At 27.8% G+C, this 15,489-nt stretch carries 9 protein-coding genes; 7 read left to right on the top strand and 2 right to left on the bottom strand.

The genetic code is table 11. The features are described from left to right. Positions 1-37 precede the first annotated feature (37 nt). The 5 genes from ACMC9J_RS01910 to ACMC9J_RS01890 all read left to right on the top strand — a co-directional run bounded on the left by ACMC9J_RS01910 (position 38) and on the right by ACMC9J_RS01890 (position 9,639). The gene (locus ACMC9J_RS01910; RefSeq protein WP_004033246.1) at positions 38-304 is read left to right on the top strand and encodes a 50S ribosomal protein L34e; all 267 of its coding nucleotides are present in this window, start codon (positions 38-40) and stop codon (positions 302-304) included. After that, the gene (cmk, locus tag ACMC9J_RS01905) at positions 304-822 is read left to right on the top strand and encodes a (d)CMP kinase (RefSeq protein ID WP_019264639.1); all 519 of its coding nucleotides are present in this window, start codon (positions 304-306) and stop codon (positions 820-822) included. The genes ACMC9J_RS01910 and cmk overlap by 1 nt, the downstream gene beginning before the upstream one ends. Beyond that, a complete protein-coding gene (locus ACMC9J_RS01900; RefSeq protein WP_004033248.1) occupies positions 822-1,043 on the top strand; it encodes a 50S ribosomal protein L14e in 222 nt (73 codons plus the stop codon). The genes cmk and ACMC9J_RS01900 overlap by 1 nt, the downstream gene beginning before the upstream one ends. 78 nt (positions 1,044-1,121) lie before the next feature. Continuing rightward, positions 1,122-2,084 (top strand): RNA-guided pseudouridylation complex pseudouridine synthase subunit Cbf5, encoded by a 963-nt coding sequence (locus ACMC9J_RS01895; protein ID WP_427003469.1) that lies wholly within the window; start codon positions 1,122-1,124, stop codon positions 2,082-2,084. 154 nt (positions 2,085-2,238) lie between these two features. Then, positions 2,239-9,639: a UvrD-helicase domain-containing protein gene (locus tag ACMC9J_RS01890; RefSeq protein ID WP_427003468.1), complete on the top strand. Its 7,401-nt coding sequence runs from the start codon at positions 2,239-2,241 to the stop codon at positions 9,637-9,639. On the opposite strand, the gene ACMC9J_RS01885 is transcribed toward ACMC9J_RS01890, so the two are convergent. Both ACMC9J_RS01885 and ACMC9J_RS01880 read right to left on the bottom strand, forming a co-directional pair. Beyond that, positions 9,636-11,420 (bottom strand): DUF2207 domain-containing protein, encoded by a 1,785-nt coding sequence (locus ACMC9J_RS01885; RefSeq protein ID WP_427003467.1) that lies wholly within the window; start codon positions 11,418-11,420, stop codon positions 9,636-9,638. The two genes, ACMC9J_RS01890 and ACMC9J_RS01885, sit on opposite strands and share 4 nt — an antisense overlap. 14 nt (positions 11,421-11,434) lie before the next feature. Continuing rightward, on the bottom strand, positions 11,435-11,998 hold the full coding sequence (locus ACMC9J_RS01880) for a LemA family protein (protein ID WP_019265276.1): 564 nt from the start codon (positions 11,996-11,998) through the stop codon (positions 11,435-11,437). 214 nt (positions 11,999-12,212) lie between these two features. Here ACMC9J_RS01880 and ACMC9J_RS01875 point away from each other — a divergent pair, with 214 nt between their 5' ends. Beyond that, the gene (locus ACMC9J_RS01875) at positions 12,213-13,127 is read left to right on the top strand and encodes an exopolyphosphatase (RefSeq protein ID WP_427003466.1); all 915 of its coding nucleotides are present in this window, start codon (positions 12,213-12,215) and stop codon (positions 13,125-13,127) included. Then, positions 13,127-15,268, top strand: coding sequence for an RNA degradosome polyphosphate kinase (locus ACMC9J_RS01870; protein WP_427003465.1), 2,142 nt, complete (start codon positions 13,127-13,129; stop codon positions 15,266-15,268). Before ACMC9J_RS01875 ends, ACMC9J_RS01870 begins: the two co-directional genes overlap by 1 nt. Positions 15,269-15,489 lie beyond the last annotated feature (221 nt).

Raw genomic sequence — 15,489 nt, 5'->3', positions numbered from 1 at the left:
ATTAAATTTATTATTTAAAATTAATTTAGGTGATTAAATGCCTGCAAACAGATATAGATCAAGATCATATAAAAGAGTTTATAAAAACACTCCTGGCGGAGAAAATGTTTTAAGATATAAAAAGAAAAAACCATCTAAGCATGTTTGTGCTGAATGTGGTAAATTATTACATGGAGTTCCACGTGGACGCCCATATGAAATTAACAAATTAGCAAAATCCCATAAAAGACCTAATCGTCCATATGGTGGGTATTTATGCTCAAGCTGTGCTCGTAAACATTTCAAAAACGAGGCTAGAAAATAATGATAATTACTGTTGGTGGACTGGCTGGAACTGGAACCACGACAACTGCAGAGCTGTTGTCTGAAAAATTGGATATTCCTTTTGTTTCTTCAGGCTCTATTTTTAGGGCTATGGCTAAAGAAAAAGGTATGTCTGTTCTTGAATTCAGTGAGTTTGCTGAAAGTAATGATAATATCGATAAAGAAATTGATAAAAGACAAGCTGAACTTGCTAAATCTTCAGAGAATTTAATATTGGAAGGAAGACTATCAGCTTATTTTGTTGAAGCTGATTTAAAACTTTGGTTAATGGCACCACTTGATGTTCGTGCTCAAAGGATTAGTCAAAGAGAATCTAAATCTGTTGATGTGGCTAAAAAAGAAATTAAAATTCGTGAAGAAAGTGAAGCTTTAAGATATTTAGATATTCATAACATAGATATTAGTAATTTAGATATCTATGACTTAATGATTAATACTGACAGTTTTGATCCTGAAAGTATAACAAAAATTATTCTAACAACATTAAAGGTGATATAATGGCAGCAATTGAAGTAGGAAGAGTTTGTGTTAAAACCGCTGGTAGAGAAGCTGGCGAAAAATGTGCAATCGTAGAAATCATCGATGAAAACTTCGTTGAAGTAATCGGTGAATCTGTTAAAAATAGAAGATGTAACATTGCTCATTTAGAACCAACTGCAGATTCTGTAGATGTTTCTGGTGATGCTGACTCTATTAAAGCAGCTTTAGCTGATTTATAAATGGATAATTAATTAAATTATTCATTACTTATTTTTATTTACTTATTTTTTTTATTTATTGATTTTTAGTGATTTTTCATGAAAGACTTTCTTACAAAATCCAAAAGTTTTACAAATCCTGAATACGGATGCGCTCCTGAAGAACGTGAAATTTCAGATTATATTTCTCATGGTGTTATTAATTTAGACAAACCCTCTGGACCAACTTCTCATGAAATTGATTCATGGGTAAAGCGTATTTTAAATTTGGAAAAATCAGGACACGGCGGAACTTTGGATCCAAAAGTTACAGGTGTTTTGCCTGTAGGGCTTGGAGATGCAACAAGAGCTATTCAACTTCTTTTAACAGCTCCTAAAGAATATGTTTGTGTAATGACTTTTCATCATGATGTGGATGAGGATAAAATTCGTGAAGTATTTAATGAGTTTACCGGTAAAATTTTCCAGCTTCCTCCAGTTAAATCAGCAGTTAAACGTGAATTAAGATCTCGTAATGTTTATTATTCCACCATCTATGAAATTAATGGTAGGGATGTTTTATTTAGGATAGGCTGTGAAGCTGGAACTTATGTTAGAACTTATTGTCATAATATAGGTGAAGCCATTGGTGTTGGTGCGCATATGGCGGAGCTTAGAAGAACACAGGTAGGTTCATTTACAGAAGATAATCATTTATCCACTCTTCAGGATGTTACTGACGCATATCATTTCTACAAAGAAGATGAAGATGAATCATTTTTAAGAAATGCTATTATGCCAATGGAGAGGGCTGCAGATTACCTGCCAAAAGTAGTTATTAAAGATTCTGCAGTTGATGCAATCTGTCATGGTGCTAACTTAGCCAGTGGCGGAATAGCTTATTTATCTGTTAATATTCAAAAAAATTCCATAGTAGCTATTGAAACACTTAAAGGTGAACTGGTTGCTTCAGGTAATTCTTTATTTAGCAGTGATGAGATTTTAAATTTGGAATCCGGGTTTGCTGTTAATGTTTCTAAAGTTTTTATGAAAACAGATATTTATCCTAAAATGTGGAAATAACTTTTTAAACCTTTACTTTTTTTATTTTTAATTAAATTTACTTTTTTTTTCTAAGAGTCAGATTAATAACTTTCAAATTACTTATATACATTAAATAAGAAAAATAAATGTAATTGAATGTATATATTGATTATTTGGTATTGAGGGATAATAAATGGTTATGGAGTGTCCAATATGTTCTAAAGTTTTAAATAATGAAGAAATTTGCCCATATTGTGGAACTAATATTAATGAGGATATTTTTGTTGATTTTACATCATTTCAAAAACTTAAAAATTCATTTTCAGGTACTTTCGGTAAAGGTTTGTCTAAAAGCGATAAAAAAGATTTAAATGAATTTTTATTAAATAATGAAAGCAAAATAGCTGATTTTATAAGTAAATATCAGAGTTCTTTTGAAAATTTGGTTTTGGATATTCCAGCTATTAAGGAAGAAAATAAGTCTATTTATGAAATGATTTGTAAATTAACTGATTATTTTGAAGAAAAGAAGTTTAATTTATCTATAAATCAAAGAAAGTCTTGTTATACATTTAAAAGAATTTATGATGAATTAGCAGATATTATTCCTAAAAAGAATAATGAATACTGTATTAATACATTTGACAGCATTAAATTAAATTTAGAAAAGTTAAATGATTTTTTTTCAGTTTCAATTCCTAATGAACGCATTTCTAAAGATAAATTATCTTATAAAAATCAGTTTAAAGATAATTATGATTTAATTAAGCCAATTAAAGATTATGCTTTAAATAATTCAGATGTTTTTAATGAATCTCAGGAGGAAATTATATCTAATTTTATTTCAAATTTCGATAACTTTAACCAGAATGTAGATGATTTAAACAATAATTATGATATGGACCAAAAGTTAAATTTAATAATAAAATTATCTTCTGAAATTTCAAGGTCCAATAATCTTGATGAGCTTCTAAAAGAAAAAGAAAATTATAAAGGGCTTTATAATTTAGCTATTGAAATGCTTGATGATAATGAGTCATTTTATTATTTAAAAAATAAGATTGAACTTAACAGAAATAATTTACACAATTTCAAAAAGGCTTATAAAAAATTAAACAGTAAAATAAAATTGCTTCGATCTGAAAATTGGATTAAAGATAATTTTAACATATTGGAATCTATAAAAAATTATGAAACTAAATTTCCTAAAGAGTTTATAGATAATTTTAAATTTAAAGAATTATGCTCTGATTTTAAAATGGTCCTAGTTAATGTAGATTGTATCCTGAATAAGGGTATTAATATTAGCAATCAATATAAAAATTTATTAAATGATTTTATAAAATATTATATGAAATTTCCATATATTGTTGAAGAATCTAATTGTTATTTTAAAATTAATAGTAAAACAGCTAATTTTAACAATATTGAACATTTCAAATCAGAAATTTTGCATAAATTTGAAAATAATTTATCATTTAAGTATGATTGTATAAAAAATGATTATGAATTATTGGATAATAAACTTGATGATGCCATATATGTTGATGATAATTGGAATAATTTAGTTTATTTCAATGGCTTAAAAAAGTCTTCCAGTATAAAAATAGATGATAAAAAGAGTTTTGAGAAAAAATATGCTGATTTGAATGAAAAAGTTATTAATGTTCGGGAGTTTATAACTGATGATAATAAAATAGACCTTGATGATTTTATTTTTAATTTTTCACATATTGCAGAGTATATTGATGAAATTAATTTTCATTATGAGTTAAATTCATATCTGATTAAAATTAATAAAATTGAGCAGGTTTGTGAGTTAGATGATCTTGTAAATCAGCTATTGGAATTTAAGGAAGCTTATATTTATTCAAAAGATGCAATTGCCAATTTTTCAAAATGGTTATCTAAAAAGAATGAAGAACTATTGATTGATTTTATAGATTATTATGATTCTTTAGATGTTAAGATTCAAGAGAAGAGGAAAGAACAGATTAAGAAGTGGTTGAATGATAATAGAAGTGATTTTGTTAGGTTTAATGCTTTGAGGGATTCTGAGATTACTGGTCATCTTGATGCGGGTGTGATTAGGGCTGATTATAGGCAGTTGTATGATGATTGTCTTGATTTGGATTGGGATTTGTTGGATATTTGTGATTGGGAATTGGTTGATGAATTTAGGTCTAATTATGAGTGTATTGAGGCTATTGTTTCTTATTTGAATAATCGTTTTGATATTAATGGTTTTTTAGGTTCTGTTTCTGGTTTTGTTTTAGGTAGTTCTGTTGATGTTTTGGAAAAGCAGAAGGAAGATTTTAAGGTTTTCTTTGATAAATGTGATTCTTTTGTTTCACGTGTTAGTGATGATTTGTTAGAGTCTGAAAAGGTTAGGATTAATGAGTTTAAGGATGTTTATTCTTCTATTGATGGTAAAATTTATAAAATTAAAGTTCATAACTGGTTGGATTTTAATAAAAATAAATTAGCAGATTTTAATAATGAAATGAGTGAAGAAATTTCTGCTTTTATTTTGGATGATGATGTTGAAGATTTAAAAAAGCAAACTGAAGGTTTGTATAATAAGATTGTTGAATTTAGAGATAATTGTCCTTTTTTATCTCAGGATGAGGTTGTGTCTTCTTTTGTTTATAATTTTGAAAATTTAGATGATATAATTGCTGATAAAAATTGTAAATTTAGGATTAAACAAATTTTAAACGAAGTAAATAACAGGGATTTTGAAAGTGGTTCTCCTGAGTATTTGGAAAAACAAAAAGAGCTGTTTTCTAAGTATTATGTTATTTCCAAAAGAATCATTGATTCATTTGATGATAAAATTACTGATTCTCAAAAAGATGAATTTTTAAATTTTATTGATGAATATGATACTTTGGATGGTAAAATTCAGCAGAAGAGAAAAGAACTGCTTAAGAAGTGGGTAGATGATAATAGGAACGATTTTGTTAGGTTTAATGCTTTGAGGGATTCTGAGATTGCTGATCATCTTGATGCTGATGTAATTAGGGAAGATTATAAGCAGTTGTATGGTGCCTGTCTTGATTTAAATTGGGATTTACTTGATATTGATGATTTTAAGTTAGTTAATGAATTTAAATCTAATTATGAGGGTATTGGTGCTATTGTTTGTTATTTGAATAATCGTTTTGATATTAATGGTTTTTTAGGTTCTGTTTCTGGTTTTGTTTTAGGTAGTTCTGTTGATGTTTTGGAAAAGCAGAAGGAAGATTTTAAGGTTTTCTTTGATAAATGCGATTCTTTTGTTTTACGTGTTAGTGATGATTTGTTAGAGTCTGAAAAGGTTAGGATTAATGAGTTTAAGGATGTTTATTCTTCTATTGATGGTAAAATTTATAAAATCAAAGTTCATAACTGGTTAGATTCAAATAAAAATAACTTGATTGATTTTAATAATGAGGTAAATAGTGAAATTTCTGATTTTGTTTTAGATGATGATGTTGAAGATTTAAAAAAGCAAACTGAAGGTTTGTATAATAAGATTGTTGAATTTAGAAATAATTGTCCTTTTTTATCTCAGGATGAGGTTGTGTCTTCTTTTGTTTATAATTTTGAAAATTTAGATGATATAATTGCTGATAAAAATTGTAAATTTAGGATTAAACAAATTTTAAACGAAGTAAATAAGAGAGATTTTGAAAGTGGTTCTCTTGAGTATTTGGAAAAACAAAAAGAGCTGTTTTCTAAGTATTATGTTATTTCCAAAAGAATCATTGATTCATTTGATGATAAAATTACTGATTCTCAAAAAGATGAATTTTTAAATTTCATTGAAGAATATGGTAATTTAGATAATGAAATTTGTAATTTGAGGATAGCTTCTTTTTTTAATAAACATTTAAAAGAAATTAATGAATTTATTTTGTTTACAAAAGGAACTAAAAAATATGAAATTTCTGATAGGAACAGAGATGATTGTAAAAAAGGGGTTAATTATCTTTATGATATTCTTTTAAAAATTAGAGATGTTTTTAACCAAAATCCCAATATTAAACAAAATAGGAAAAATTTAACATTGGAATTCATTGAAATATATGAAAATTTCGAGAATATAGTTCAAAGAATTAATTATCAGACATGGTTTTCTAATAATTTAAATGATATTAACAATTTCATAGGTATAAAATCTAAAACTATCACTTCTTATATATTTGAAGAAGAAAAAGACACTTTAAAAGCATCTGAAGACTGTTATAATAAATTAAATGAAATAGTTGATTTTCATAATAATGTATTTCCATCAAATATTGATTTAGATATTATATGTGAATTTATTGAGGATTATAATAATTATGATGATATAATTACCAGATTAAATGTTGAGTTTTTCTTTAAAGATAATTATGAAATTATTTTGTGGGGAGCATCTTTGAATAAGGTTAACCCATTTTATTTTATAAAAGATGAAGAAAAGGAAACGTATAAAAGCAGTATTCAGAAAATTTATTCGAATTTAACTAAAGTTAAACAGTACTGTGTCAAAAAACATATTTTCAGCGATGATAAACTTGATTTGATGGAAGATGCTATCAGAAACTATGAGAATATTGATGATTTGGTAATTAGATGGAATGTAAGTTACTATTTAAATACTGTTGTTAAAAAATTTGCTAAAATTGGAGAATATGCTCCGGATAATTATTTTTCCCATAACTGGAAACAGAAATTGTTGCTTTGGCATAAAAACGCAATTCCTAAAGTTAAAAAATTTAAAGAAGATTATGCGGAATACATCTCTTCAGAAGATGAAAAATTTTTTGAAAAATTTTATAATAAACCTCAAACTTTTGAAATGGATACTAAACATGCTAATGAATTGTATATAAATCAGGAATTAAACGACAACTCTGATTTATTCGATGATTTAGATGGAAAATCATTAGATTCTCAACAAAGAAACGCTATTGTTGTTGATGAAGATGCAGTAAGAGTTATTGCAGGTGCTGGAAGCGGTAAGACATTTACAATTCAAGGTAAAGTTAAATATTTAACTGAAAAAAGAGATGTTGATCCTAGTGAGATTTTAGCAATTTCATTTTCAAATGCATCTGTTAATGATTTGGAAGAAAGAATTGCTGAACCGATTGATATTAAAACATTTCATAAAGTTGGAAAAGATATTTTAACACAGTATAATCAGTATTCCAGACCTGATACTTCTGCTCTTAAACGTATTATTAAAAGATATTTAACTAAAAAAGCATTGAAAAGTGAGGATATAAGTAAAAAGTTAATTGAATTTTTCAGTTTTTATATAAATGTCCCTCCATCTGAAGAGGATATTAAATATGAAGGGGATTTGCTTGACTGGCAGGAAGGAGTAGATTTCTCAACATTAAAAAGACGGTTTAAAAATAAACAGAGGGAAACATTAAATAATGAGATTGTAAGAAGTTATGAAGAGTTATATATAGCTAATTTCCTGTTTATTCATGGAATTAATTATACTTATGAAAAGATTTATTCATATCCTAATAAAAACTTTGAAAGAGAATTTAATAAATTTAAAGAATTTTTATTTTCTTTTGATGAAGAGATTCCTGATGAATTAAAAAATGATATTGTAAGGAGCCTGCTTAATTTAACAGATATCTGTGAGGAATATGAAATTAAAGATTATTTTCCTGATTTTTACTTGAATGATTATAATATCTATATAGAACATTTTGGATTAAACCGTAACTGTGAAAATCATTTAATTGGCGGAAAATCATCTGAAGAATACGTTAAAGAAATGGAATGGAAAAGGAAAGTACATAAAAAATATGAAACTACTTTAATTGAAACTTTTTCATATTATCAATCAGAAAACAGATTATTAACACGTTTGGCAGAAAAATTACAAGCTCAAGGTGTTGAATTTAATGAAATTGATTATAGGCAAGTTTATGCAATATTATTGGAAAATAAAACTATAAAAGAATGGGAAGATTTCATTGTATTGTTAAAGACATTTATTGAGTTATTTAAAGGAAACAATTATGACGGAGATAAATTTAAAGAATTCTATGAATATGTTGATGGATTTAAAAGTAGTTTTTCAAAAGACAGGACAATAGCATTTTTAAAAATTGTTGAAGAGATTTACAATGACTATGAAGCATATTTATTAAAAATTAAAAAAATTGATTTTAATGATATGATTAATAAAGCTAGTGATTGTATTGTGAAAAATGGGTTGAATTTACCTTATAAATATATAATTGTTGATGAATATCAGGACACTTCATTTACTAGATATAATTTGTTAAGAAATATCTGTGATAATATTGGTGCCAAGATAATGGTTGTAGGTGATGATTGGCAATCTATTTACAGTTTCAGTGGTTGTGATGTAAATATTTTTACCAAATTTGATAATTTCTTTGATGTTTGTGAAACTCGATATGTTGAAAAAACATACAGAAATTCTCAACAGTTAATTGATGTTTCAAGTAACTTTGTAATGAAAAATCCCGATCAATCTAGAAAGGAATTAAAATCTTCTAAATCATTGGAATGTCCAATTAAAATTGTTAAGTTTGATAATGATTTTGATGAAATATTAAAATTCGAATTGATAATAAAAAATATCATAAATCAATCAAAGTTTGAAAACAAAAAGATTCTGATTTTAGGTAGGAATAATAAGGACATATTTAATTTGCTGAAGAATTTCAATGTAAAAAATGAAGACGGAAAAAGAAAATTTGAAATTTTGGGAGATGAAGATAAATTAAGAAGAGATAAATTTGTAAAAATTGTTTATAGGTATAATCCGGATGTTAACATTGAATATCGTACTGTTCATCAGTCTAAAGGTTTAGAATGTGATAATGTAATTTTGATAAATTTGAAAAATTGGAGGGCAGGTTTTCCAAATAAAATGGTTGATGATCCGGTTTTAAATTTTGTTAAAAGGAATGGGGATTCTTTTAGTTATGCTGAAGAAAGAAGATTGTTTTATGTTGCATTAACTAGAACAAAAAACAATGTTTATCTGTTAGCTCCTTATTTTAAAAGTTCTGTTTTCATTCAGGAGCTGGAAAATGATGTAAATGTTGAATTGCTTAATTTGGAAAATAATAAGCTTGAAACTCTTAAAAATATTGAAAAAAATGGTGAACGTTATGCGATTCCAACTAAATTAAAATGTCCTGTTTGTAAAACAGGTATAGTTTTGCTGGAATCTTTTTGGAATAATGGTAAACTTAATAGGGTCCTTAAATGTTCTCATAATATGGCACCTCCATTTAATCGATGTAATTGGAAAGGGGGTTATTATGGAAGTGAACTTAAGGATTTAGATGATATAAAACATTGTCCGAACTGTGATGGAATACTTATAAAACGTCGCAGACATAGTGACGGGCATCCATTTTTAGGATGTACAAATTTTAAAGAAACAGGATGTAGGGGGAAAAGTAAACTTGAGTATATTGGTAAAAACTGTCCTAAGTGTAGTAAACCTCTTGTAAAAAGGCATAATGGTAATGATAATAGTTTATTTATAGGGTGCAGTGGTTTTCCTAAATGTAGACACACAGAACCATTTGAAGAAAAAGAGATGGGAAGCTAAAATGCTCCTCCACCTCCTCCACCGGAACCTCCACCAATGTCACCAAAGCCGGAGCTGTCAGTATTTGCATTTGCTGTTTGTATTCCTGTATCTATTGCAGTATGCATCATGTAATATCCTGCTCCATAATAATAGTATGAATCAAGATAATCGTCATCAATGTTTCCTTCACCAACATGGAGTTTCATGGATTCGTAAACCTTATCAGCTACTCCGAGAGCTGTTGCATATACAAGGTATTGATTCCATATAACTATTGATTCCGGAGGGTGTTCTTTCATTAAACTATTGTCGCTTAAAAACTTCTTAAAGTTTTTCCACTTTAGCATATATACTCTGCCTTCTTTTGTCCATTGCCCAAAGATATCTTCAGGCAATATGTAAATCACAAATCCAGAAATGAATAAAAATACTGATCCTATAAGTCCGATTATTCCTCCTGTTGTATTTAAACCAGTTACCATATAGAATAATGCAGCAAACAGAACTCCAATAATTATGCAGGTTATTGAATAGTAAAGAGCTATTTTATTTCCTTTATTATTAAAGAATTGCTTTAATCTGGATTTTGATAAATGTTCGTAGACAACATCATTTTTCCAGGATTTGATTCTGTTATTGAACCATTCTGCATTATGTTCATCAGATAAGTAATCTTTGACATTACTTAAATCCAAGAGATTATCTTTAGCTATTGTTTTGAAGATATCGAAAACATCTTTTTCATCTAATGTTAAGCTGCTGTAGTTTGTTTCATCTAATTCTATGATTAGATGTTTTTCTTCATTTGATTTAATTTTAAATATTTTACGATTGATTAAATCCATTATTGTAGCTTCAAATCCTTTTAAATCTGGAGTTCCAATATTGTCTCTTTTTTGGATTAATGCATTAACTACAGCTGGAGGGTCGTTACTTGGAAGATCCCTTTCATAAATTCCTTCATAATTCACTTTAGGTTCCACGCCATATTTGCGGTAAATAAAAAATGGAATTACTGGGCTTATAATAAACAGTATTCCGATAAGTGATCCGATATTATCCCACATCTTTTCATTTGCCTGATAATCATTGTAGCGTTGTTCTATTTCTTTTTTAGCCGTTTTATCAATATGGATTGCATTTGGTGAGTTTTCAAAGTCGTTTTCAGGCATTAAAACTTCAATTTCGTAAAAGTTTCCGGAATCTATGTAATTGCTGGTTGAAGTTATTGTATTTCCATCTAATGAGCTGGTTTTGGTATATTTTGTAGGATTTAACCAGTACTCATTACCGTTATCATTAGGTAAATGTATAGTTGTTATTAATTCATCAACTCCAACTGCCCACTGGTCTCCCCAAAGCTGATATTGCAGGGATGCAGTATCCTGATAAACAGTCACTACATTTTTCATATCATAGCTGATATGGACTTTAACATTTGTATCACTTATTGGCTGGGTTTTGGCAGCATCTGAATATAAATAAATTTTTATATGCTGAGTTCCATCTTCCTGATGTTGCTCTACTTTTGTATAGGCACCTTCTGCTGATACATGAATATTTGAAATACTTTCTCCATCTTTTAGGGGAATATCTCTATAAACTCCATTAAATGTTCCGTCAAAGGAATAGTCAAAGGTTTCATTTATATGAAGCATTCCATTTGTATCAACTACAATGTCTACAAGTGCCTGTGTAATGGAATAGCTTCTGTCATCGTCATCGGCATAAACACAGGAGACTGTTGATGTTATTAAAAAAAGTAGAAGGAAGATGGTTATTATCTTTTTATTAACCATGTATTTAATCTCCCTTAAAATTGCACTTTAGGTGCTTCTCTCTCACCACTGGCTATTTCAAAAAAGTCAGCTTCTTTAAAATTAAACATTCCTGCAATAATATTGCTTGGGAACTGTTCGCATTTGTTATTGTACATTAAAACAGCATCATTATAGAATTGTCTTGAGTAAGAGATTTTATCTTCAGTTTCTGTTATCTCTGATTGTAATTCTTTGAAATTCTGATCAGCTTTTAATTCAGGGTAATTCTCAGCAATAGCGAATAATGATGTTAATGCACCTGTTAAAGCATTGTTAGCTTCACTAACTTCTTTAACACTGCTGGCATTCATTAATCCACTTCTTGCTTTGGTTACATTTTCAAATACTCCTTTTTCATGACTTGCATAACCTTTAACAGTTTCAACAAGATTTGGTATTAAGTCATTTCTCCTTTTGAGCTGAACATCAATTTGAGAATAACTGTTTTTAACTCTGTTTCTTGCATTAACAAGGCCGTTATATCCACTAATAAGATATAACACAATAGCAAGTATGATTATTATAATTACTACTAAAATAATCATGGTTGTATCCATATTTTTTGCTCCTTTTTTATTAATTTATATATTGATTTAAGTTTTATTAATATGTTGTTAATGGATTGTATTATTTGTTAAAAATATTTAAAGGGGGTTATCGTAGATAATTTTGAGTATTTATAGTAGTTTTTATATAAATATTTAATAATAAATAGTGAAACTAAAATTGTGAGAAGGTATTAGTTTCAAATAAATAAATAAATAAATTTGAATGATAAAAATGTTATATGGAATTGTAGATATTGGCTCAAATACTATCAGATTAAAAATATATGAATATAAAAATAACAAAATTAAATCCGTTTTTTCTAAAAAGAAAACAGCAGGCCTTATTGCTTATCGTGATGATGGCAAATTAAATGATGAAGGAATAAATATTTTATCAGCTATATTAAATAAATTTAATAAAATTATGGATTTATTAAATGTAAATAAGAGATATTTCTTTGCAACAGCCAGTTTAAGAAATATTTCAAATACTTATGAAATAATTGGTTTCATAAAAGAAAAACTGGGTATAAAGATTCATATTCTTGATGATGAAACCGAAGCACAGCTAAGTTTCAATTCAGTTAAAGACATAGGATTGGGAAGTGATGAGGGGATTCTTACTGACGTTGGTGGAGGCAGCTGTGAAATAATTATCTTTGAAAATAAAACACCGATTGATAAAGGAAGTTTACCTATAGGATCACTGTCATGTTATGAAGATTATGTTGGAGTTATGTTTCCAAATAAAAAGGAATCTGAAAATATTGAAAAAAGAGTTATTAAAGAAATTGAAGATTTGGATTTTGTTAAAACTCATAAAAAATATTTATTTGGTGTAGGTGGAACTGTTAGAAATCTTAAAAAATTACTGGTTCATCTTAATTTTATCAATGAAAAAGAAGATACAATTCCGGTTTATTTGCTGGATGATGTATTGGATGAACTTAAATATAATAATAAGGAAAATTTTAATAAAATACTGAAAGTTAAAGCTGAAAGAATTCACACACTCGTGCCGGGAATTATAATTATTAAAACAATTGCAAAATATTTCCATATAGAGAAAATATGTGTTTGTAAAAATTCCATAAGGGAAGGAGTTTTATACTCACTTTTGGATGCTGAGGGATTATAATGAAAAAGAGAGATTATTCATATACTCAAAATAGGGAGCTGTCTTGGCTTAAATTTGATGACAGGGTTTTAAAAGAGGCAAAAGACAATACTGTTCCGTTGTTGGAAAGACTAAATTTTATATCTATTTTCACAAGCAATTTAGATGAATTTTATATGATTAGATGCGGCAGTCTTTTTGATTTGACTCTTATTGATGAAGATGACTGGGATAATAAAACTGGCTGGAGTCCTCAGGAACAACTGGATGCCATATTTAAAGCTACTAAACCGTTATATGAAGAAAGGGATTTGATTTTTGATGAAATAGCTAAAGATTTAAGAAAATATGGCATTGTTAAACATAATTTTGATGAGTTAAACAGTAAGTTTAGACAATATGCAACTCAGTATTTCTATGAAAATATAGCTCCTTTATTATCTCCTCAAATAATTGACTCTTATCATCCGTTTCCTCACATGGCAAATAAAAAGTTATATATTTATTGTATCTTGGAAAGAGATGAAAAAAAGAAGAAAAATTCAAAGGAATACATTGGATTAATTCCGATTCCATATTCTTTACCTAATTATATTAAATTTCCGGATACAAATGAATTTATTTTAATGGAAGATTTGGTTTATGCATTTGTCGAAGGTATTTTTACAAATTATAGGGTTAAATATAAAACTGTAGCTGCAGTAACAAGAAATGCAGATATTAACCTTCAGGAAACTCCTATTGATGAAGATGAAGATTACAGACATTTTATGAAAAACATTCTTAAAAAAAGAAAAAGATTGTCACCAATAAGATTGGAGTTTTACAAAAGCAATGATCATAACTACACTAAATATCTTAGAAAAGAATTGGGATTACATAAAAACCAGGTTTTTCTTATGCAGTCTCCAATAAATCTTGATTTTATCCATGATTTCATAAAAGAAATACCTGATGATGTAACTGAAGATTTGACTTTTCCGGAGTTTATTCCTCAAAGAACAAGTCAGATTGATCCAAACAAATCATTGTTTAAACAGTTGGATAAGAAAGATATTTTATTATTTTATCCATATCAGACAATGGACCATTTTATTGATTTTTTAAAAGAGGCAGCTAATGATCCTGAAGTTTTATCAATTAAAATAACTTTATATCGTGTGGCAAGAACATCTTCTGTTATTAAATATTTGCTTGAAGCTTTAGATAATGATAAAGAAGTAACAGTTTTAATTGAGCTTCGTGCAAGATTTGATGAGAAAAATAACATTCACTATGCAGAATTACTTGAAGAAGCAGGCTGTCAAATATTGTATGGATTTTTAGATTATAAAGTGCACTCTAAAATATGTACTGTAACTAAAAAACATAAGGGAACTATAAAGCAGTACACACAAATTGGTACTGGTAATTATAATGAAAAAACTGCAAAATTATATGTTGATTACTGTTATTTAACATCTAATCAGGAAATTGGGGATGATGCTACTGAATTCTTTAAAAATTTGGCATTAGCCAATTTGCAGGGTCATTATAATAAGTTTCTTGTAGCACCTAATTCTTTAAGATCAGGAATCATGAATCTGATTGATAAGGAAATAGCTAAAGCTAAAAATAATCAGCCTGCTGAAATTTTAATGAAAATGAATTCATTTACAGACAGACGAATCATTGATAGGATAGCTAAAGCTTCAGAAGCAGGAGTTAAAATAAAAATGATTATTCGCGGAATCTGCTGTATTATTCCAGGTCTTAAAGACAAAACAGATAATGTTGAAGTTCGTGGAATTGTTGGCAGGTATTTGGAACATTCAAGAGTCTATGCTTTTGGTGTTGGTGAAGATAGAATTTTATATATTTCAAGTGCAGATATGATGACAAGAAATACTGCAAAAAGGGTTGAAATTGCATGTCCTATTGAGGATGAAGCTATAAAGGCAAGAATTCTTGAAGATTTGGATATTATGTTAAAAGATGACATCAAAGGCCGTAGAATAAATTCCGAAGGAGATTATGAATGTATACAGCAGGCACGTCATATCAATTCACAGGAATTTTTTCAGCAAAGAGCTATTGATGAAATGAAGGATGTTAAAGTTAAAAAAGAAGATCCTAATTTTATAAAGTCAATTGTTGATAAAATTAGCAGTATTTTTGATTAAATAGTTTTCATCGAAATTCTTAATAGGAATTTCATTCTGATTCTATTTTTTTAACAACTTTTAAATTTTAAAAGTTAGATACTGTTATATTAATCTTATTTTTTGGATTGAAAAAATCAATACCTTTATATAGGTAGAAAATTAAATATATTGTTATCATGTTAATTAGTGTTTAACATGGTAGGCTAAGTATTTTTTATTATACTTGGAGCTATTTTAAG

The organism is Methanobrevibacter intestini, assembly GCF_047402955.1.
GTDB classification, from domain to species: Archaea; Methanobacteriota; Methanobacteria; order Methanobacteriales; family Methanobacteriaceae; genus Methanocatella; species Methanocatella intestini.
Note: the sequence above shows the minus strand (reverse complement) of the source record. Positions and strands in the feature narration are given on the sequence as shown.

Bases quoted from the DNA above. Each gene is read 5' to 3' on its own strand.
- ACMC9J_RS01910 (WP_004033246.1), top strand. From the start codon at position 38: ATGCCTGCAAACAGATATAGATCAAGATCATATAAAAGAGTTTATAAA.
- cmk (WP_019264639.1), top strand. From the start codon at position 304: ATGATAATTACTGTTGGTGGACTGGCTGGAACTGGAACCACGACAACT.
- ACMC9J_RS01900 (WP_004033248.1), top strand. From the start codon at position 822: ATGGCAGCAATTGAAGTAGGAAGAGTTTGTGTTAAAACCGCTGGTAGA.
- ACMC9J_RS01895 (WP_427003469.1), top strand. From the start codon at position 1,122: ATGAAAGACTTTCTTACAAAATCCAAAAGTTTTACAAATCCTGAATAC.
- ACMC9J_RS01890 (WP_427003468.1), top strand. From the start codon at position 2,239: ATGGTTATGGAGTGTCCAATATGTTCTAAAGTTTTAAATAATGAAGAA.
- ACMC9J_RS01885 (WP_427003467.1), bottom strand. From the start codon at position 11,420: ATGGTTAATAAAAAGATAATAACCATCTTCCTTCTACTTTTTTTAATA.
- ACMC9J_RS01880 (WP_019265276.1), bottom strand. From the start codon at position 11,998: ATGGATACAACCATGATTATTTTAGTAGTAATTATAATAATCATACTT.
- ACMC9J_RS01875 (WP_427003466.1), top strand. From the start codon at position 12,213: ATGATAAAAATGTTATATGGAATTGTAGATATTGGCTCAAATACTATC.
- ACMC9J_RS01870 (WP_427003465.1), top strand. From the start codon at position 13,127: ATGAAAAAGAGAGATTATTCATATACTCAAAATAGGGAGCTGTCTTGG.